This is a genomic window from Cryobacterium roopkundense (assembly GCF_014200405.1).
Lineage (GTDB): Bacteria > Actinomycetota > Actinomycetes > Actinomycetales > Microbacteriaceae > Cryobacterium > Cryobacterium roopkundense.
Window position 1 is genome coordinate 2,042,199 of the sequence record NZ_JACHBQ010000001.1, and the last position, 19,801, is coordinate 2,061,999.

18 protein-coding genes and 4 tRNA genes are annotated in these 19,801 nt (G+C 64.0%); 10 read left to right on the forward strand and 12 right to left on the reverse strand.

The features are described from left to right. From thrS to BJ997_RS09595, 5 genes are all read right to left on the reverse strand, one after another. Entirely contained in the window at positions 1-2,016 is a 2,016-nt protein-coding gene (gene thrS / locus BJ997_RS09575) for a threonine--tRNA ligase (RefSeq protein WP_035840372.1), read from the reverse strand. Between the two features lie 143 nt (positions 2,017-2,159). Then, complete coding sequence (locus BJ997_RS09580) at positions 2,160-2,351, reverse strand: DUF1918 domain-containing protein (protein WP_084141792.1); 192 nt, start codon at positions 2,349-2,351, stop codon at positions 2,160-2,162. 89 nt (positions 2,352-2,440) lie between these two features. Beyond that, positions 2,441-2,878: a DUF2269 family protein gene (locus tag BJ997_RS09585; RefSeq protein ID WP_035840375.1), complete on the reverse strand. Its 438-nt coding sequence runs from the start codon at positions 2,876-2,878 to the stop codon at positions 2,441-2,443. 59 nt (positions 2,879-2,937) lie between these two features. Beyond that, positions 2,938-3,984 carry an NADPH:quinone reductase gene (locus BJ997_RS09590; RefSeq protein ID WP_035840378.1) on the reverse strand — a complete coding sequence of 349 codons (1,047 nt, stop codon included), beginning with the start codon at positions 3,982-3,984 and terminating at the stop codon, positions 2,938-2,940. Positions 3,985-4,024: 40 nt separating this feature from the next. Further along, positions 4,025-4,951 carry a DMT family transporter gene (locus BJ997_RS09595; protein ID WP_052542765.1) on the reverse strand — a complete coding sequence of 309 codons (927 nt, stop codon included), beginning with the start codon at positions 4,949-4,951 and terminating at the stop codon, positions 4,025-4,027. 271 nt (positions 4,952-5,222) lie between these two features. Here BJ997_RS09595 and BJ997_RS09600 point away from each other — a divergent pair, with 271 nt between their 5' ends. Together BJ997_RS09600 and BJ997_RS09605 are read left to right on the forward strand one after the other, a co-directional pair. After that, complete coding sequence (locus BJ997_RS09600) at positions 5,223-6,638, forward strand: IS1182 family transposase (protein ID WP_420827196.1); 1,416 nt, start codon at positions 5,223-5,225, stop codon at positions 6,636-6,638. A gap of 277 nt (positions 6,639-6,915) precedes the next feature. After that, on the forward strand, positions 6,916-8,385 hold the full coding sequence (locus BJ997_RS09605; RefSeq protein WP_183323415.1) for an HNH endonuclease signature motif containing protein: 1,470 nt from the start codon (positions 6,916-6,918) through the stop codon (positions 8,383-8,385). Between the two features lie 154 nt (positions 8,386-8,539). Here the strand turns inward: BJ997_RS09605 and BJ997_RS09610 are convergent. The 3 genes from BJ997_RS09610 to BJ997_RS09620 all read right to left on the reverse strand — a co-directional run bounded on the left by BJ997_RS09610 (position 8,540) and on the right by BJ997_RS09620 (position 8,836). Continuing rightward, a tRNA-Val gene (locus tag BJ997_RS09610) sits at positions 8,540-8,611 on the reverse strand. 20 nt (positions 8,612-8,631) lie between these two features. Beyond that, positions 8,632-8,705, reverse strand: a tRNA-Cys gene (locus tag BJ997_RS09615). Between the two features lie 59 nt (positions 8,706-8,764). Continuing rightward, positions 8,765-8,836: transfer RNA gene (locus BJ997_RS09620), tRNA-Gly, on the reverse strand. A 198-nt stretch (positions 8,837-9,034) separates the two neighbouring features. Here BJ997_RS09620 and BJ997_RS09625 point away from each other — a divergent pair. Continuing rightward, positions 9,035-9,107, forward strand: a tRNA-Val gene (locus tag BJ997_RS09625). A gap of 90 nt (positions 9,108-9,197) precedes the next feature. Beyond that, positions 9,198-9,848, forward strand: coding sequence for an IMPACT family protein (locus BJ997_RS09630; protein WP_035839926.1), 651 nt, complete (start codon positions 9,198-9,200; stop codon positions 9,846-9,848). Positions 9,849-9,872: 24 nt separating this feature from the next. Here the strand turns inward: BJ997_RS09630 and BJ997_RS09635 are convergent, their stop codons facing one another. Beyond that, a complete protein-coding gene (locus BJ997_RS09635) occupies positions 9,873-10,088 on the reverse strand; it encodes a three-helix bundle dimerization domain-containing protein (RefSeq protein WP_035839929.1) in 216 nt (71 codons plus the stop codon). 235 nt (positions 10,089-10,323) lie between these two features. Here BJ997_RS09635 and BJ997_RS09640 point away from each other — a divergent pair, with 235 nt between their 5' ends. Both BJ997_RS09640 and BJ997_RS09645 read left to right on the forward strand, forming a co-directional pair. After that, positions 10,324-10,998 carry an SDR family oxidoreductase gene (locus BJ997_RS09640; protein ID WP_035839935.1) on the forward strand — a complete coding sequence of 225 codons (675 nt, stop codon included), beginning with the start codon at positions 10,324-10,326 and terminating at the stop codon, positions 10,996-10,998. 92 nt (positions 10,999-11,090) lie between these two features. Continuing rightward, the gene (locus BJ997_RS09645) at positions 11,091-11,933 is read left to right on the forward strand and encodes a hypothetical protein (RefSeq protein WP_035839938.1); all 843 of its coding nucleotides are present in this window, start codon (positions 11,091-11,093) and stop codon (positions 11,931-11,933) included. Positions 11,934-11,950: 17 nt separating this feature from the next. Here BJ997_RS09645 and BJ997_RS09650 read toward each other — a convergent pair whose 3' ends face one another. Then, on the reverse strand, positions 11,951-12,679 hold the full coding sequence (locus BJ997_RS09650) for a YqjF family protein (protein ID WP_035839941.1): 729 nt from the start codon (positions 12,677-12,679) through the stop codon (positions 11,951-11,953). 206 nt (positions 12,680-12,885) lie between these two features. On the opposite strand from BJ997_RS09650, the gene BJ997_RS09655 reads away from it, so the two are divergent. Further along, positions 12,886-14,067, forward strand: coding sequence for a MarP family serine protease (locus BJ997_RS09655; RefSeq protein WP_035839944.1), 1,182 nt, complete (start codon positions 12,886-12,888; stop codon positions 14,065-14,067). Positions 14,068-14,215: 148 nt separating this feature from the next. On the opposite strand, the gene BJ997_RS09660 is transcribed toward BJ997_RS09655, so the two are convergent. Both BJ997_RS09660 and zapE read right to left on the reverse strand, forming a co-directional pair. Next, positions 14,216-15,439, reverse strand: a complete 1,224-nt coding sequence (locus tag BJ997_RS09660) for an ammonium transporter (RefSeq protein WP_035839947.1) — start codon at positions 15,437-15,439, stop codon at positions 14,216-14,218. 178 nt (positions 15,440-15,617) lie between these two features. Then, positions 15,618-16,694 (reverse strand): cell division protein ZapE, encoded by a 1,077-nt coding sequence (zapE, locus tag BJ997_RS09665; protein ID WP_052542706.1) that lies wholly within the window; start codon positions 16,692-16,694, stop codon positions 15,618-15,620. A gap of 125 nt (positions 16,695-16,819) precedes the next feature. Here zapE and BJ997_RS09670 point away from each other — a divergent pair, with 125 nt between their 5' ends. The 3 genes from BJ997_RS09670 (at position 16,820) to BJ997_RS09680 (ending at position 19,744) form a co-directional block, all read left to right on the forward strand. Next, complete coding sequence (locus BJ997_RS09670) at positions 16,820-17,725, forward strand: sulfurtransferase (protein ID WP_035839950.1); 906 nt, start codon at positions 16,820-16,822, stop codon at positions 17,723-17,725. Beyond that, the gene (locus BJ997_RS09675; protein ID WP_183323417.1) at positions 17,722-18,162 is read left to right on the forward strand and encodes a SufE family protein; all 441 of its coding nucleotides are present in this window, start codon (positions 17,722-17,724) and stop codon (positions 18,160-18,162) included. Before BJ997_RS09670 ends, BJ997_RS09675 begins: the two co-directional genes overlap by 4 nt. 166 nt (positions 18,163-18,328) lie before the next feature. Continuing rightward, positions 18,329-19,744, forward strand: coding sequence for an IS1182 family transposase (locus BJ997_RS09680; protein ID WP_420827197.1), 1,416 nt, complete (start codon positions 18,329-18,331; stop codon positions 19,742-19,744). Positions 19,745-19,801 lie beyond the last annotated feature (57 nt).

Sequence of the window (19,801 nt, forward strand, 5' to 3'; positions counted from 1 at the left end):
TTAAGCCTTCTCCGCGGCCTGATGCGACTCGAGGGCAGACTCGGGGGATGTCGTCACCTGCGCACGGGTTTCGATCGCCTCCAGGATGCGTCGAATGGCATCCTCGACCGGAACTCCGTTCAGCTGAGTGCCGTCGCGGAAGCGAAAGCTGACGGCGTTGTTCGCCTGGTCTTCCTCCCCCACGATGAGTTGGAACGGCACCTTGGCCTTGGTGTGCGTGCGGATCTTCTTCTGCATGCGATCGTCGGAATGATCGACCTCTGCGCGAACGCCGGCGGCCTTCAGCGTGCCGATGACCTCGTCGAGGTACGCCCCGTACTGCTCGGAGACCGGAATGCCGACAACCTGCACGGGCGAGAGCCAGACCGGGAAGGCACCGGCATAGTGCTCCGTGAGCACCGCGAAGAAGCGCTCGATCGAACCGAACAGGGCCCGGTGAATCATCACGGGGCGCTGGCGTGTGCCGTCGTTTGCCGTGTACTCGAGGTCGAAACGCTCGGGAAGGTTGAAGTCGAGCTGGATGGTGGACATCTGCCAGGTGCGACCGATGGCATCCTTGGCCTGAACCGAGATCTTCGGTCCGTAGAAGGCGGCTCCACCGGGGTCGGCGACAAGGTCGAGTCCGGATGCTTCGGCGACCTGTCGCAGCGTCTCCGTCGCTTCGTCCCAGGCATCGTCGCTGCCGACGAACTTCTTCGGGTCTTTGGTAGACAGCTCGAGGTAGTAGTCCTCAAGGCCGTAGTCGGCGAGCAGCTGCAGCACGAAATTGAGAGTGCTGGTCAGCTCCTCCTTCATCCCTTCTTTGGTCGTGTAAATGTGGGCGTCGTCCTGGGTCATGCCGCGCACCCTGGTGAGGCCGTTGAGCACGCCAGACTTCTCATAGCGATAGACGGAACCGAATTCGAACAGGCGCATCGGCAGCTCGCGGTAGCTGCGACCGCTGGACTTGAAGATCAGGTTGTGGAACGGGCAGTTCATCGGCTTGAGGTAGTAGTCGACGCCCTGACGGGTCACATGGCCGGTCTCATCCCGTTCCTCGTCGAGGTGCATGGGAGGGAACATGCCCTCGCGGTACCAGTCGAGGTGGCCGGACGCCTCGAAGAGGGTCGACTTGGTGATGTGCGGAGAGTAGACGAAGTCATAGCCCGCTTCGGTGTGCCGCTGACGAGAGTAGTTTTCCATCTCCTGGCGGATGATGCCGCCCTTGGGATGGAAGACGGCCAGCCCGGATCCGATTTCTTCGGGAAAGCTGAAAAGATCGAGTTCGGCACCGAGCTTGCGATGGTCGCGCTTTGCGGCCTCCTCCTGGCGGGTTTGGAAGGCACGCAGCTCATCCTTCGTGGGCCAGGCGGTGCCGTAGATGCGCTGCAGCTGCGGGTTCTTCTCGGAGCCACGCCAGTACGCGGCGGCCAGGCGGGTGAGGGAGTAGCCGTTGCCGATCATGCGGGTGTTGGGCAGGTGGGGACCCCGGCAGAGGTCTTTCCACACCGTCTCCCCAGTTTTCGGGTCGACGTTGTCGTAGATCGTGAGTTCGGCACCGCCGACCTCAACCGCCTCATTGTCACCGGAATCGCTGGTCGAGCCTGTGGAGACGCCGCCCTTGAGGCCGATGAGTTCGAGCTTGTAGGGCTCGCCGGCGAGCTCGGAGCGGGCCTCGTCGTCCGTGACGACGCGCCGCACGAAGCGCTGTCCCTGGCGGATGATGCGGTCCATCGCCTTTTCCAGAGATTTCACGTCTTCCGGCGTGAACGGCACCGCAACATCGAAGTCGTAGTAGAAACCGTTTGTGACGGGCGGGCCGATGCCCAGGCGTGCGGCGGGGTTGACCGTCTGAACGGCCTGCGCCAGCACGTGGGCGGCCGAGTGGCGCAGAATGCTGAGTCCGTCGGGCGACCCGATCGTCACCGGTTCGACGACATCCGTCGTCTCCACCGTGGTGGCCAGATCCTTCAGCTCGCCGTTGACGCGCATGGCGACAACGGATCGGTCGGTGAATAGCGCGAAGCCGTCAACCACGTGTGTAACTCCCTGTTTATTGCGGACCCCTTAACTTTAGCGGCGCATGAGAGCGCGGCGGGCCAGCGGGTACAGCAGCGGGTACAGCAGCGGGTACAGCAGCGGCCCCCGCCGAAGCGGGCGCCGGGTACGAATCGACGGGGTCAGACGACGCGCGAATGATCCACGACAAAGTCGGGGCCCGGGAACACGATCGTCTCGTGGCCATCATCAAACCGCACCAGATACGGCGGCCCACCATCGGTGCCGCGAATCTCCCTCACCTCACCGTGCCGGTCGGGTGTTTCCACGGTTTTACCGCGGATGATTATTCGATCTCCCTGTGAAGCGCGCATGGCATCACCTCCTGGCGGCCAAGGTACGCCCGAGGTGAGCGGTGCACAAGGTGCAAACCGACCCGGTGCCGAGTCGCCAGGCCCTGGGTTTAGGGGCGCCAGACCATGAGAACGACCACTGCGACCAACAGAAGCGCGGCGATTCCCGAGCCCATCGCGATCCGCGAGTATGCGGCCACCTTCGTGGCGACCCCGGCACCCTCACGAGCGGTGAGTTCCTCGGCGGCGGACTGCAGGGCGGGGACAACGAGGAATAGGTTGATTGCGAGGGCGATGGCGTACAGCACGATGGACAGCCAGACCCAGGTAGCGGCAAAAACGTACCCGCCCATGCTGAGCGCCCCAAATCCGAGCACGGCGACGAGGAGGGAGAGGAGGCTAAAGATCGATACCGACTTGGCCAGAACTGCCACCGGGCCGGACTGGCCTGCTCGAACGAGCCGCATGGCGGTCATCGGCAGGATCGCCATCGGCCCGACGATAAAAACCGCGGCGACGATGTGCAGGGTGTTGATCAAAGTATCCATGCCCACAGGCTAGAGCACCGCGGCTACTCGCCCGTTCCTTCGATCAGCACAGGCGTCCATCAGCCCGGGATGTCGATGAGTACCTTGCCAATGACGGCGGCCTGCACGGCCGCGTGCGCGGCATCCGTTCGGTCGAGTGCGAACCTGTGCAGGGGCAGCCCTCCCGATTCACCGACGGAGAGCGCGCCGTCGGTGACGGCGGCACTCACGTCCGCCACTGCGCGCGCCTTTGAGACGGGATCCACCGTGTAGACGAGCACGAATTGGATGCGCGTGTTGGTGACCATGTGTGCCCTGATGGGCAGCGTCACCTGCGATCCCCCGTTGTCGGAGTAGATGGCGACGACCCCGTTCGGTGCCATCACGTTGGCCGTCCACTCGGAATTCTCCGCCGCGGCGACTTCCACCACAATGTCGACTCCGTTGGGAGCGAGGGCGCGCACGCTTGCGGCAGCATCTTGCGTACGATAGTGGACCACGTGATGCGCTCCCGCCGCCCGCACGAGCGCCTCTTTGGCAGCGCTGCTGACCGTCGTGATGACCGTCGCGCCGGCCCAACGGGCGAGCTGGATGGCTGCGTGCCCGACAGCTCCGGCTCCGCCTGCCACGAGCACCGTGACTCCACCGAGCGCGCCGGGCGCCAGCCGGTTCGAGCCGAGCGCAGAGATTGTGAGGCAACGGTGGGCAGTCAGGGCCGGGATTCCGAGGCTCGCCCCCAGATCGAAGGAAGCCTCGTCCGGTAGCGGCACAGTGTGGCTTGCCGGGAGCACCACGAACTGCTGGGCGGTGCCGTTGGCGCGCTGCCACGCTGCTTCCCAGATCCACACGCGCTGGCCAACGGCAAGTCCCTCGACGCCGGAGCCGATCGCGTCGATGATTCCGGCGCCGTCCTGGTTCGGAACGATCTCGGGGAAAGCGAGTGGTAGGCCGGGGGCTGCTCCCTGGCGCGACTTCCAATCCGTCGGGTTCACGCCGGAGACCCTCACGCTCACCCTAACTTCGCCGGCACCGGGTGTCGGGATCGGCCGTTCGACCACGTGAAGCACGCTCGGGCCTCCCGTGCGGGTGTAGATGACGGCCTGAGCCACGGGATCTGCTGCGTTCATTGACGTTGTCCTCGCCTCGATGTGGTGTTCACGATCCAGACTAGGCAACCGCCCTTAGTTTTCTGCGTCCCGCAGTCAGGATGGCGAGACCGGCGAGAAGCAGGCTGACCCCGATCACGGTCGCCACGCTGAAGTTTTCGTGCAGCACGACGATTCCGAGGATGGTTGCGGTCACGGGTTCGAGGAGCGTGATAGTGGCCACCCGGGCGGCAGGAAGGGACTGCAGTCCCTGCGCGAAGAATGTGTACGCAACCGCCGTTGTGATCACGGCGAGCCACAGCGCCGTGGCGAGCCCGGCCGGCTCGGTCAGCCAGGTGACATCGCTCACGACCAGGACGGGCAGCAGGCCGAGGGCGGCAATGCCGAAGGTCGCGCCCATCGTGCTCGCCGGATCCCACCCCCGGTCGAGCAGAGCCTTACTGCTCAGCGTGTACACGGCGTAGGAGGCACCGGCGGCAATCGATCCGGCCAGCCCCAGAGCCGTCAGCGACCCATCGAGACCGGAGAGGACCCCTGAGAGCACGAGGACTCCCGCGGCCGCGACGGCCGTGGCGACCGCCCACCGCCCGGTCGGACGTCGGCGCAACACGAGCCATTCCAACAGCCCGGTGAGTGCGGGTGCCGACCCGAGGGCAACGAGGGTGCCCACCGCGACACCGTTTTCGCCCGTGCCCAGGAAGAAGGCCGGCTGATAGGCAGCCACGCCCAGGGCGCCCGCGCAGACCAGCGCTACGGAGCCCCGCCTCGGCCACCGCACCACCCGTGCGTGGGAGGAAAGTTTAGAGCGTGGGCGCCAGATAGCGAGCATCGCGAGGATCGCTCCCCCGAGAACGATTCTGGCAGCGCCGAGGGACACGGCCGAGGCATCCGCTGCGCCCAGCGCCTGCGCCGTGCCCGTGGTACCGAAGCACACCGCTGCCGCAACCACGAGCCAGGTCGACAGGGCGACACCACGTGTTCGTTGCACAGGTCAACACTGGCACACGCGCGACTTTGTGTGCCAGCCGTCCAAGCCGAGGAAGACACCTTTTCGCTCTCCGAAGTCCGGAGATTGGCTCGCGGGGTCTACTAGGAGCGTGGGTCAGTAGTACCAAACTTTAAAACGCCGGTCGATTTCCCGGGCTTGGGGTGGTGGTCTGGGAAAATTGCTTATGAGCGATTCTGATGGCCTGTTCCCCGCGACGGAACTTGAGCACGTTGACGTGGTCGTGGATGACGGCGTTGAGGCTGGCGGTGGCGTGAACAAGCGGTTTCGGGCTTTCGAGCCGAATGCTGTGATGTTGGTGCCGCCGGATTTGGGTGAGTGGTTGCCGCAGAATCACCTTTCCCGTTTCATCGCGGACATCGTCGAAACTCAGCTGGATCTGAAGAAGTTCTATGCCTCTTACGCGAAGTCGAAGGGGCAGCCGCCGTATGACCCTCGGTTGATGGTCCGGGTGCTCCTTTACGGGTATTGCGTCGGGGTTCGTTCGTCACGCGAGTTGGAGCGGGTGTGCGTGGACGTGGTCGCGTTTCGCTGGTTGGCGGCGCAGCAGGCACCTGATTTTCGTTCCATCGCCCGGTTCCGCAAGCGCCATCTCTCCAGTCTGGGAAACGTGTTCTTGCAGGCATTGGAACTCTGCCGCGCGGCCGGAATGGTCTCACTCGGGCAGGTCGCGTTGGACGGCACGAAGGTGCGCGCGAATGCGTCCCGGCGCAAGGCGATGAGTTACGCCCGGTTGACGGAGAAGCAGAAGGTCCTCGCCGACGAGGTGTCTGCACTGCTGGCTGACGCGGACGCGATCGATGACGCGGAGGATGCTCGTTTCGGAAAGGACAAACGCGGTGATGAGTTGCCGCCGGAGCTTGCCCGGCGGGAGTCACGCTTGGTGAAACTGGCCGAAGCGCGCGCGGCCTTGGAGGCCGACGCGGCCGTCCGGGCGCGGAAAGAGGCCGAGAAGAAGGCCCGGGACAAGGGCGACGATGACGACATTGCTGCGCAGAAGGGTGATGATGCGGCGAAGAACGCGGTCGTGAGGCCGAAGGCTCAACGCAACTTCACCGACCCGGATTCACGGATCATGAAGACCGCCGACGGGTCGTTCCACTACGCCTACAACGCACAGGCCATCGTTGATGCCGACCATCAGATCATCGTCGCGACGACGCTGACGAATATTGGCGTGGATGTTGAACAGGTCGTGCCGCTGGTCGAGAAACTCCACGCCACGACCGGCGTCCTGCCCCGGCAGGTCCTGGCGGATGCCGGGTATTGTTCCGCAACAAATCTGGACTACGCGAAGACTGTTGAAGATGGCAGCGACGGCCGGACCGAGTTTTTCATCGCGACCGGCCGGGTCAAGCACGGCGAGCGTGTTCCTGAAGTTCCTCGGGGCCGGATCCCGGCCAATGCGACGCTGCGGGAACGCATGGCGCGGAAGCTCAAGACGAAGAAGGGCCGCGCGGTTTATGCGCGGCGCAAAGCGATCGTGGAGCCCGTGTTCGGTCAGATCCACACTCGGCAGGGCAAGTTTGTGTTGCTGCGCGGGTTGGAGCAAGCAGCGCACGAGTGGTATCTGATCGCGGCCTGCCACAACCTGATGAAGCTGCACACCATGCAAACCAAGGCGCTTCTGGCCACGCCGGCCGCGCTGATAGCTAGCCCGGCAACCTAAAGAGCAGGGCGGAACCGCCCTGACGGGCCGCGGCAACAACCTCGCCTGAACCACCAACGCGACCGTGGCCCTCTTTTCAATCGGCACAACCACAATCCCTGCGCCACAGGCCTTGATTGCCAGGCCAGCACCGCCCAACCCATCCCGAGGCTTGGACCCGTATTTCGCGGCACCAACCGTAAATAGGCGTTACTGACTCACGCTCCTAGGGAAATACGGCGCCTCTCCCCGTCTCGCGGCCGGGTCGAGTGTCGGTGGTGCCTGTCACACTTCTCTCATGACAACCCCTATTGAAGTTGTTTTCGTTGATCTGGCCGGGGCGTTAGCCCGGTCAGATACGTCCGCGAGAGCGTTCGCGGAGCTGTCCGACGACGGGTCGGAGAGCACCCACCGGGCCATCGCCCGCCACCTGCGTGAGGTCACCGCGGCCTACGCCCTCTCGGCGGCGAACATGGCCAACCGATCCGACTGGACACTCGGCAGGGAAGGACTGTCACGAAAGAAGGGCTACAACAGCCCCGAAGACTACGTACAAGCCCTCGGCGGCGGAGGCGGAGGCACCAAGGCGGATACCCGCCGCCTCATCGAGGCCGGCACCATGGCCACCGAAGCCGAAGCCGCCAGGGACAGGCAAGAGCAAGCCGATGTGCTGGCTCTCGAGCACCCGGAGGCCCCGCCGGTGGAGGTGCACCGGCCGTGGTTCGCTCCACTGGGCGACGCCGTCACCGACGGCACGCTCAGCGCCGAAGCCGCCACGGCCATTCGCCGGGGCTTGGGCGAGGTCGCGATTGGTGTCACCGAGGAGATGCTCGCTGACGCGGTCGTCGCCCTGATCGCCCAGTGCCGCATCCTCAACGCCGACCAGGCCGCGAAGGCCGCGAGGCACTGCCGGGACTCGATCGACGCCGCCGGGATCGCCTCCCGCGCCGACGCCATGCGAGCCCGGCAATACCTCCGAGTGTTCGACAAGCCCGACGGCATGCTTCACGGGAGCTTTGAGCTCGACCCGGAGAACGGGGCGTACTTCAAAGACTTCCTGCAGCAGGTCATCGGGCCCCGCACCGGCGGCCCGCGGTTTGTGGAGAAGGGTGAGAGGGAGCGGGCGCAGCGCATCATCGACGACCCGAGGTCCACCGACCAGATCGCCGCCGAATCCTTGATCGAGGTGATCAAGGTCGCCGCGGGTGCCGACCCCGGCACGATCTTCGGCCGCATTCGGCCCTCGGTGAAACTCGTGGTGACGGAAGCGCCGGCGCCCGCAACACCTTCCTCGGGGCTGGTGCTCGTTGGAGACGGGTTCATCGAAGGAACATCCGTCGCGGTGACCACGGCCACGATCGACAGGACGGTGTGCAACACGGGCTTCACCCCGGTGTTGTTCGGCCGCGACGGATCGCTGCTCGATGTCGGACGGGAGCAACGGCTCTTCACAACTGCGCAACGCGTGGCGCTGGCGCTTCGGGACGGCGGGTGCATGTGGAAGGACTGCCTGAAACCACCCAGCTTCTCCGAAGCCCACCACCTGCACCTCTGGAAGGCAGAAGGCGGACTCACCAACCTCGACGAAGGCATCCTGCTCTGCAGCCCCCATCATCTGAGGCTGCATAACGATGGGTGGAGGATCATCCGCATCGGAGCGGACTTCTGGCTGATCCCGCCGCCGGCCGCCGATCCCGCCCAAACCCCGATCCAACTGGTGAGTAAATCACCACTGAAGTTGGGGTCGCCACTCCGGCTCCAGGCATAACGGCACCGCAGCGGCATGAGACGCGAGCGTCCGGAGAGCGGCTCGCGCGATCTACTAGGGCAACGCGGCGCATTCCCCATCCCGCTGCCTCGCTCCTCGACCAGCGGAATGGTTGTGGGTACAAAAAAACCCCGGCTGACCGGGGGTTTTGTTGTGGGCGATACTGGGATCGAACCAGTGACCTCTTCCGTGTCAGGGAAGCGCGCTACCGCTGCGCCAATCGCCCATATCTTGACAGAACAAGAATGGAGGTGGATACGGGATTCGAACCCGTGTATACGGCTTTGCAGGCCGCTGCCTCGCCTCTCGGCCAATCCACCGTGTTGGGTTCACTCCAAATGAAGTGGAACCGGCCTTTCGGCCGATTCCATATCACTCGAGCGGATGACGAGATTCGAACTCGCGACCCTCACCTTGGCAAGGTGATGCGCTACCACTGCGCCACATCCGCACTGCTGTAAGCGTTTTTGCCTACTCGATGACTATAGCGGCTCGTTGCGACAGAATTCAAACTGAGACTCCATCGGCGTGTTGCGCATGACGAATCGAGCGTCGTCAGACGCCTCGATGTGCGCGGGACGCTCGGTCTGGGTTAGTATCAGATGTCGCAGTAGATCATGTTCGGTTTTGAGATGATCATATGGCTTCTGGGCGATTGGCGCAGCTGGTAGCGCGCTTCCTTCACACGGAAGAGGTCGTGGGTTCAAGTCCCGCATCGCCCACAGAGAGAAACCCCCGGTCATCCCGGGGGTTTTTGTGCCCGCTGACCCGCCCGAATGAATCGCCGACAGCGGATGCGCAAGACTGGGTGCATGGCCGATTTCACTGTGCGCGGCGGCGTCGGCCGCGTTGACGCCGAGATCGACATCAAGCGATCCAGGTTTTTGTGCCGCCTCGTGAGAATCGAAACCGAGGATGCTGCGCGTGCTGCTATCGACGACGCACGCAAGGAGCACTGGAGTGCGCGTCACCACTGCTCGGCTTTCGTACTCGGACCACATGAAGCACCCAACCAGGTGCGTCGTGGGAATGACGACGGTGAACCGTCGGGAACGGCCGGTCGGCCCATGCTCGAGGCGCTGTCCGGGCGCGGCTTCGTGGACTGCGTGGCCGTGGTCACCCGCTATTTCGGTGGCACCCTTCTCGGAGCCGGCGGCCTTGTGCGCGCCTACTCCGAGGCCGTTCTGACCGCAGTCGACGCGGCCCAGTCGCGGGGCCTGGTCGTGAAGCGCGAGCGCCGTGAACTATTCACGCTCGCCCTCGCCCACGCGGAGGCCGGGCGCATCGAAGCCGACTTGCGCCAACGCGGAGTCGTTATTCTGCGGACAGACTACGGGGCTGACGCTGTGCTGCATATCGCTGATGACGACGCCGCGCGACTCACCGCGGTGGTCGCCCAGATAACGGCCGGAAGGGCGGACCTGGAGACTCAAGGCCACGAATGGGTGGACGTCGAACTGTGATTCGGGTGTGGCCGCTCAGGCCGGCTAGGCAGCCACCAGGACCGCGGCATCTTTCAGGAGACGGCTTTTCGCCACGTGCTCGACCAGGATTGAAATGTATTGACGAACGGGCCTGCCAACGAACTGTGCATACTCAAATTCGACAAGGTTTTCGATTCGATCACGGGACACCAAGGGAAACTGTGCTTCCAGACGTTCAATCACCTTGAGGATGTTCTGCCGTTCGGTATGTGGGTCCATGGAGACATTGTCTAGCACGGTGCCCCGCGTGCATACCCCGATTACAGGTGCCCCCAAAAAAAACACACGCTCGTGGACGTGGTTACGGTAGCGCGGTCCTGGCTCCCTGGATAGGTCGTCGGGCACTCTGGGGCCATGGCTTGTCCGCCGTGGCCGACTGTCCCCGCAGCATGCGGTGGGAATTCAGCGATCCCCCATACGGTTGCCAGAGAGGAAGCAACCGAAGGAGACGCACATGTCACAGATCGCGATTATCGGCGGGCACGGAAAAGTAGCCCTCCACCTGGCCAGAATTCTTACCGGCACCGCTACCGGCAGTAGCACCGGCGCCGCCCACGCCGTCACCAGTTTCATTCGCAACCCGGACCACGCCGCCGCCGTCAGCGCCACCGGTGCGACTCCCCTATTGGCGGACGTGGAAACCCTCGCGGCGGAGGAACTCGCCGACAAACTCGCCGGATTCGATGCCCTTGTCTGGTCGGCCGGCGCCGGCGGCGGCAGCGAGGAGCGCACCTATGCCGTGGATCGCGACGCCGCGATCAGGTCCATGGACGCGGCCCGTCAAGCCGGGGTCAAACGCTACATCATGGTGTCATTCAAGGGATCCCGGGCGGACCACGGAGCGTCCCCTGACGACAGCATGTTTGCGTACTACGAGGCCAAGGCAGCGGCCGACGACTACCTGCGCGCGACGGACCTGTCCTGGACGATCCTGGGTCCGAGCAGTTTGAACCTCGACGCGGCGACGGGACTTATTTCCGTTGGCTCACACCTGCCGGCGGGAGAGACGTCGAGGGAGAACGTGGCCCTCGTTGCGGCCGCCGTGCTGGAGAACCCGGCCACGTCGGGACGCTTCATCGAGTTCAACGACGGTGACACGCCCATTGCCACGGCCATCATGGCCGGCTGACCCGTCACCGTTGACCGCGCTTTGCGCCCGGTCATACGATGGAACGCAGCCGGTTAGGCTCTGATTCGCGACGCGACCGATGGAGAGGTGACATGAGGCGCAAGAACCTAGTCATCCTCACCGTCGCCGTGACGACGGTTGTTCTGATGGGCGTCGGCTCCCTGGCCGCCGTGCACCGGAACGATTCGATCGTCGCCGCGCAACACGGCTACAACGTGGCACTCAGCGCCTACCACTCCGCTCAGGATGAGGCGTCCGCCGACCTGAAATCGAGCCAGGCGGCCATCGCGTCCGCCCGGGAGACACTTCAGACCAGCGCCGGGCACGTAGCCAGCGAAGAACCCCGAACGGCACTGGCGACCGCATTGACGGAAGCTGAAGCCCGATTGGTTGCTGAGGCCGACAGACTGTCCCTGGCAGAGCGCACGGCAGCATCCGCTCCCGAGTCCGACAGTTCCCTCTTTGCACCCGGTGACGGACTTACTCAGGCAGCCACCACGCTGTCACGCCTGTCGGTCAAAGCGGATTCTCCCACCATCGCCGAAACACTTGTCGCGCCGGAACAGGCCGTGCTCGACTCCATGGCGGCGTGGCGGAGCACCCTGTACACAAACCACGTGCAGGCGGTCGGGTGGATCCCGGAGTTGGACCAATGCCTGGGCTCCGTGGATATCACCGCCCACTATGCGGGCGTTGCCGCCATCGCGGAACACTGGTCGTGCGGCGGCAAGAATTTTCCCGACGATGCGGGGACCGTTATCGCGTTGACGGGGGTGCATTCCGGTATCTATCGCGTGGACGGCATCGTTGCAATGCTCAACAGCTCGAGGAACGGCGTGGGAGACCTGCCCCGGGGACACGACCTGCTGTACCAGACGTGCCAGAACGGCCAAGGTGCCACGATGTCATTCACCGCTCTCACCAAGATCGGCTGAATCCTCGGATGCGGTCGTCAATCTGAGGTGCCGAACCAGGTCGTGACCCCGGGCGAATAGAGCACCGAGTCCGGGGGGCGGTCGCTGAGACCGGGAAATCCCGCCACGGCAAGCAGGGTGTCGTCCAGGCGCACGAGATCCGCCCGGTAGAGCGCCCACATCTCGTGATGGTTGCGCAGCCGCACCGTGCGGCCGCGCACCCGCGTGAAGAGGGCCCACCGCGCCGTCAGGAACTCGGCCAGGGGATCCCCCACCAGCGCGTCGGTGCGCGGCCGCACCACGATCTCGGAATGTGCCGCGGCGGCCAAATGCCGCCGCGACGAATAGTGATATTCCCCGGCCGTGACCTGCAACCTTGTGGCAGACCACTTATACGGAATGGAGAACAGGGCGCGGGCCGCCAGCACCGCGGCCAGCCGACTCGCCTCGAGGGACACGAACACGACGCCACGCCGGCCGTATTCGTCCACGGCGTACAGACGCACGTTGACCTCGACGAAGTTGCCGAAATAGGGCACAGGCGGGCTACCGAGGAGCGTCGCGCGGTCGAGCACGAAGGGGATGAGCCCAACCCAGCTTGTTCCCTCGAACTCATCGGGCACGAGACCGGCCGGCAGGAGCGGGGCCACCTGCGCGGCGTTGACCCGCCAGTGCAAGAAGACGATCTGGGACCAGCGCTGGCTCGCCGACGCACGACCGGCCAGGGGCGGAGCGATGGCAGTGATCGGCTCAACCGCAGCATTCATTCGTGGGGCTCCCCAGCTCGACGTGACCTCACCGTAACGATACTCGGTGCCGATGCGCGAGGCTACGCCGAGGCCGGAGGCTGCGCCGAGGATACAGCCGTCATCCAGCGTTCCCGCAGGCGGCCTGTGTAAACATGAGCAGGCAAACAAACCGCTCCGGCGGCACAGACCCGCTCACGCGGCAACGACTGACACGAGGGGGGCGCATGACCGGTTCGACGGTACTTGACCTGTTCCTCATCGTTCTGCTTCTCGGTTCGCTCGTGAACGGCTACCGCAGCGGGCTGGTGCGCAGCCTCAGCGGCATCATCGGCGCGATCGCTGGCGGAATCGCCGCATTCTTCGTGGTGCCTCTCGTGGGCACCTGGATTCCCGCCCCGGAATGGCGCACACCGGCCGCGCTCGGCGCCGCCGTCATTCTCGTGGCGGTCGGCTTCTCGCTGGGCGCTTCCGTGGGCAATTCCATCGGACGAGTCGCCCACCGTTCCAAACTCGGCATCATCGACCGTCTGCTGGGCGCCGGCTTCAGCGCGGTCGCCTCCGCCCTCATCGCGTCAATGGTTGCCTTCAGTGTCGGCGCACTCGGTGTGCCTTACCTGTCGCCGGCGATCGCGTCCTCCAGCGTGATCAGTGGAATCGACAACCTCACACCCGATCCCGTCAAGAGCCTGCTGGCACAGCTCCGCTCCGCCGCGGTTCAAGAGGGTCTCCCACGCATCGTCGATGCCTTCTCCGGGCCCGCTCCCGCGACAGCGGATGCCGACACCAGCAGTCCCGCGTTGGCCGTCGCCGCGCAGTCAGTCATGCGCATCACCGGCACCGCCTACGCCTGCGGCCAGAGCCAGTCGGGAACGGGGTTCGTCGTCGCGCCGAATCGCGTCATCACAAACGCCCACGTCGTCGCCGGAGTAACAGAGCCCGTGATCGAATCTCCGGCCGGCGAGGCGCTGCCCGGGACCGTCGTGTACTTCGATTCCGTCAACGACCTCGCTGTCATCGCCGTGGACGGCCTAGAGGAACCCGCGCTGCCGCTGGGTGACGACCTCTCCGTCGGCAGCAGTGCGGTGGCCCACGGATATCCTTTCGGTGGTCCTTTCGTAGCTGACCCTGCGCGCGTGCTGTCGCTGGGCACCCTCAGCGTCGCTGATATCTACGGCCAGGATCCGACTCCGCGCCAGGTCTACACACTCGCGTCTGACGTGCAGCAGGGCGAGTCTGGCGGTCCCCTTCTCAGCGAATCCGGTGAGGTGACCGGCGTGATCTTCGCGAAGTCCGCAGACACCGACAACGTTGGATACGCCCTTGCCCTGGAGGAATTCGCACCGGTCGTCGCCGAGGCTCCCGGGCTCACCGCATCCGTTTCTTCGGGCACCTGCATCCGCGGCTGACGTCCGCACACGCTGTCGTCCGCACACGCTGACGTCCGCACACGCTGTCGTCCGCACACGCTGACGTCCGCACACAGAAAGGGCCTGCGGGATCTTTCGGTTGTTTCCCGGAAGATCCCGCAGGCCCTTGTCAGTGCGCTGAGCGGAACTAGACGCGGTCCAGTGCGTATCCTTCTTCGCCGTGCACGATGGTGTCGATGCCGGCCAGCTCGTCTTCGTTCTTGATGCGGAATCCGATCGTCTTCTCGATCACGAGGCCCAGCACGTAGGCGATCACGAAGGAGTAGATCAGAACTGTGAAGGCCGCAATGACCTGCGTCGCGAGCTGTCCGAGGTTTCCGCCCCCTGTGAAGAGGCCGGTGTCGATCGCGAAGAAGCCCAGGTACAGAGTACCGATGACACCTCCGACGAGGTGGATGCCCACAACGTCGAGGGAGTCGTCGAAGCCGAACTTGAACTTCATCTCGATGGCCATCGCGCAAACGGCACCGGCAATGAGACCGAGCAGTAGCGCCCAGCCGGGCTCGAGGTTGGCGCACGCCGGGGTGATGGCGACGAGGCCGGCGACGGCACCGGATGCAGCTCCGACGGACGTGGCCTTGCCGTCCTTGATCTTCTCGACGATCATCCAGCCGAGAATGGCAGCTGCGGTGGCACCGAAGGTGTTGACGACGATGATGCCCACGTTGGCCAGGCCGTTGAGCCACTCGGCACCGGCGTTGAAGCCGAACCAGCCGAACCAGAGAACGGCGGCACCGATGAGCACCAGCGGAACGTTGTGCGGCTTCGTGATGCCTTTCTGGAAGCCCACGCGCTTGCCGAGGACCAGGGCGAGTGCGAGTGCTGCCGCACCGGCGTTGATGTGCACTGCGGTACCGCCGGCGTAGTCGATGACGCCGGGGAGGCCGAGCGTGTTGCCGAGCTCCATGATCCAGCCACCGCCCCAGACCCAGGCCGCAACCGGGAAGTACACGAGCGTCGCCCAGACACCGGCGAAGATCATCCAGGAGCCGAATTTTGCCCGGTCGGCGACCGCACCGGAGATCAGTGCAACCGTGATGATCGCGAATGTCGCGCCGTAGGTTGCGCCCAGAAGGTCGGTATTGGCCGTTTCGCCCGTGGCGAGGGCGCTCAGCCCGAAGTCAGAGAACGGGTTGCCGGCGAATTGCATCGGCCCGTCAACGACGCTCATGTTGAACCCGTAGAGGATCCAGAGCACGCTGATCAGGCCCAATGCGCCAAAGCTCATCATCATCATGCTGACGACGCTCTTGGCCTTTACCAGTCCGCCGTAGAAGAACGCGACGCCCGGAGTCATAAACAGGACCAAGGCGGTAGCCATGATCCCCCATGCAATGCTTCCCGTATCCATAGATTGTCCTCACACTCTCGATTTGCAGGGTGTACCCCGAGGACTCACTGCTCGATGTGCCGCATCGGGTACTTTTTTAGTATCCGGCGAGGACGTTTCAACAAACGTTCCTATGTGTTTCGAGAATGTTACGCGATCGGCCAGCATGTTAAGACCGTGTTTCGGGCCGCAGGCTCTTCTAGTCGGCGTGGGGCGGTAATTCGCCCGTGGTCAGGGCTACCATCCGGGACTGTGACCGCTGGTACTTCTTGCGGTAGCCTCCGGACATCATCTCGGCGTCAAAGACCTCGTTGAGCGGGAGGCCGCTCGCGATGATGGGAATCTCGGCGTCGTACACGCGATCAATGAATGCCACGAGCCGCAGGGCATCCGTTTGGTCGGTGAGGAGGAAGACGTCGGTGAGGGCGATGATCTCCACGTCGCGAATCATCTTCACGTACTTGGACGGGTGCACCGTGCCGAGATGCCGCATGAGGGCTCCGAAGTTGTCTTCGGTGAAATTCGAGTGCCGTTTCTGCAACACCGTGACCATGTGCTCGAGATCTTCCTTCTCGACCGATGTCGCCTGGCCGGAGGCATTGCGACGACGGTAGTCGAGTCCGTCGATTCGCACAGTTTCAAAGTTCGACGACATGGCCTGGATCTCGCGCAGGAAGTCCGCCGCCGCGAACCGCCCCTCGCCGAGGGAGTTCGGCGGCGTGTTGGAGGTGGCGGCGACTCGAGTTCCGGTGGACACCAGCTCACCGAGCAGGCGCGTCATCACCATGGTGTCCCCCGGGTCGTCGAGCTCAAACTCGTCGATGCAGATCAGTTTGGCGCTCCGAAGCTGTGTGATGGTCTCCTGGTAACCCAGGGCCCCCACCAGCGCCGTGTACTCAATGAAGGTGCCAAAGTACTTGGGCCCGGGAGCCTCGTGCCAGAGCGCCGCGAGCAGATGGGTTTTGCCCACGCCGAAGCCACCGTCGAGGTAAATGCCCGGCAGTTCGGCCTTCACCTTGCGGCTGCGCGAGAAGAAACCACCGGGGCGCTGAACGCTCCACAAGGCACTGAAGGTGTGCAGCTTATCGACAGCACCGAGCTGCGAGGGGTAGTCGTGGTCCGGGCGGTAGGACTCGAAGGACGCGTGTTCGAACTGTGGCGGTGGAACCAATTCAGCGACGATCTCGGCTCCGGTGATCTCCGGAGACCGCTCGCCGAGCCGAGGCACCTGGGTGTGCGTGTGCTGTGCAGGCTGAAAGTGGTTCTGTGGCGTCATGGCGAAATACACTCCGAATGTGAACGGCGCCCACACCGCGTAGATTTAGCGGGGGGGCAGATGATAAGCCTAAACCGCGTCCACTGCCGGTCAGACGTCTACGCAGTCCCCCTTCTGGAGGTTTTATGTCCATCGCGCTCGATCCGACACCGAAATTCGCCGATTACGCCCACCCCGAACGATTGGTCTCCGCCGACTGGCTCCAGGCCAACCTCCGCACACCCGGACTCGTTGTCGTCGAGTCCGACGAAGATGTGCTCCTCTACGAAACCGGACACATCTCCGGCGCCGTCAAAATCGACTGGCACACAGATCTGAATGACCGGGTCACTCGTGACTTCATCGATGCCCCGACATTCGCAACCGTACTCGGCGACAAGGGCATTTCCCGCGATACGACAATCGTCATCTACGGCGACAAGAGCAACTGGTGGGCCGCCTACGCCCTCTGGGTGTTCACGCTCTTCGGTCATGAAGACGTGCGCCTGCTCGATGGCGGACGCGACAACTGGGTGGCAGGCGGCCGCGAGCTGACAACGGATGCCGCCACCATCACGCCCGCTGCCTACCCGGTCGTTGAGCGCAATGATGCTCCCATCAGGGCCTTCCGCGACGATGTGCTCGCACATTTCGGCAACCCCCTCATCGACGTGCGGTCCCCCGAGGAATACAGCGGAAGCCGCACCACCATGCCCGCATACCCCGAGGAGGGCGCCCTCCGCGGCGGACATATCCCGTCTGCGGCGTCTGTGCCGTGGGCTCGCGCGGCGGCGGCCGACTCCACATTCAAGACGCGCGCCGAACTTGACGCCATCTACAAGGGTGAAGCCGGACTCACGGAGGGCGACAACGTGATCGCCTACTGCCGCATCGGTGAGCGATCGAGCCACACCTGGTTTGTACTGACCCACCTGCTCGGTTTCGAAGGTGTGCGCAACTACGACGGTTCATGGACTGAGTGGGGAAATGCCGTGGGCGTGCCCATTGCACTCGGGACCGATCCGGGCGAGACTCCCCCGGCCCGCCGATGACTGAAAGCGCCCTTCCGACACAGCTGGCCGATATCCGGGAGGATTTTCTCGCTCTCGAACAGCGTGATCGACTCCTCTTGCTGCTGGAGTTCTCCAATGATCTGCCCGAGCTGCCCGAGCACTACAAGGACCACCCCGACCTTTTTGAGCGGGTGATCGAGTGCCAGTCGCCCGTGTTCATATTCGTGGAGGTCGATGAGGAAAAGAAGTTCCATCTCTATGCCACGGCCCCGCGGGAGTCGCCGACAACCCGGGGTTTCGCGTCGATTCTGGTTCAGGGCCTCGACGGGCTGACTCCCGAGCAGGTGCTTGCCGTTCCGGATGACTACCCGCAGTCGATTGGCCTCACCGAGGCCGTTTCGCCCCTGCGTATCCGTGGCATGTCTGCCCTGCTGGCGCGTTCCAAACGCCAGCTACGGGAACGAACAGCACCCTAGGAGCGTGGGTCAGTAGTACCAAACTTTAAAACGCCGGTCGATTTCCCGGGCTTGGGGTGGTGGTCTGGGAAAATTGCTTATGAGCGATTCTGATGGCCTGTTCCCCGCGACGGAACTTGAGCACGTTGACGTGGTCGTGGATGACGGCGTTGAGGCTGGCGGTGGCGTGAACAAGCGGTTTCGGGCTTTCGAGCCGAATGCTGTGATGTTGGTGCCGCCGGATTTGGGTGAGTGGTTGCCGCAGAATCACCTTTCCCGTTTCATCGCGGACATCGTCGAAACTCAGCTGGATCTGAAGAAGTTCTATGCCTCTTACGCGAAGTCGAAGGGGCAGCCGCCGTATGACCCTCGGTTGATGGTCCGGGTGCTCCTTTACGGGTATTGCGTCGGGGTTCGTTCGTCACGCGAGTTGGAGCGGGTGTGCGTGGACGTGGTCGCGTTTCGCTGGTTGGCGGCGCAGCAGGCACCTGATTTTCGTTCCATCGCCCGGTTCCGCAAGCGTCATCTCTCCAGTCTGGGAAACGTGTTCTTGCAGGCATTGGAACTCTGCCGCGCGGCCGGAATGGTCTCACTCGGGCAGGTCGCGTTGGACGGCACGAAGGTGCGCGCGAATGCGTCCCGGCGCAAGGCGATGAGTTACGCCCGGTTGACGGAGAAGCAGAAGGTCCTCGCCGACGAGGTGTCTGCACTGCTGGCTGACGCGGACGCGATCGATGACGCGGAGGATGCTCGTTTCGGAAAGGACAAACGCGGTGATGAGTTGCCGCCGGAGCTCGCGCGGCGGGAGTCACGCTTGGTGAAACTGGCCGAAGCGCGCGCTGGCTTGGAGGCCGACGCGGCCGTCCGGGCGCGGAAAGAGGCCGAGAAGAAGGCCCGGGACAAGGGCGACGATGACGACATTGCTGCGCAGAAGGGTGATGATGCGGCGAAGAACGCGGTCGTGAGGCCGAAGGCTCAACGCAACTTCACCGACCCGGATTCACGGATCATGAAGACCGCCGACGGGTCGTTCCACTACGCCTACAACGCACAGGCCATCGTTGATGCCGACCATCAGATCATCGTCGCGACGACGCTGACGAATATTGGCGTGGATGTTGAACAGGTCGTGCCGCTGGTCGAGAAACTCCACGCCACGACCGGCGTCCTGCCCCGGCAGGTCCTGGCGGATGCCGGGTATTGTTCCGCAACAAATCTGGACTACGCGAAGACTGTTGAAGATGGCAGCGACGGCCGGACCGAGTTTTTCATCGCGACCGGCCGGGTCAAGCACGGCGAGCGTGTTCCTGAAGTTCCTCGGGGCCGGATCCCGGCCAATGCGACGCTGCGGGAACGCATGGCGCGGAAGCTCAAGACGAAGAAGGGCCGCGCGGTTTATGCGCGGCGCAAAGCGATCGTGGAGCCCGTGTTCGGTCAGATCCACACTCGGCAGGGCAAGTTTGTGTTGCTGCGCGGGTTGGAGCAAGCAGCGCACGAGTGGTATCTGATCGCGGCCTGCCACAACCTGATGAAGCTGCACACCATGCAAACCAAGGCGCTTCTGGCCACGCCGGCCGCGCTGATAGCTAGCCCGGCAACCTAAAGAGCAGGGCGGAACCGCCCTGACGGGCCGCGGCAACAACCTCGCCTGAACCACCAA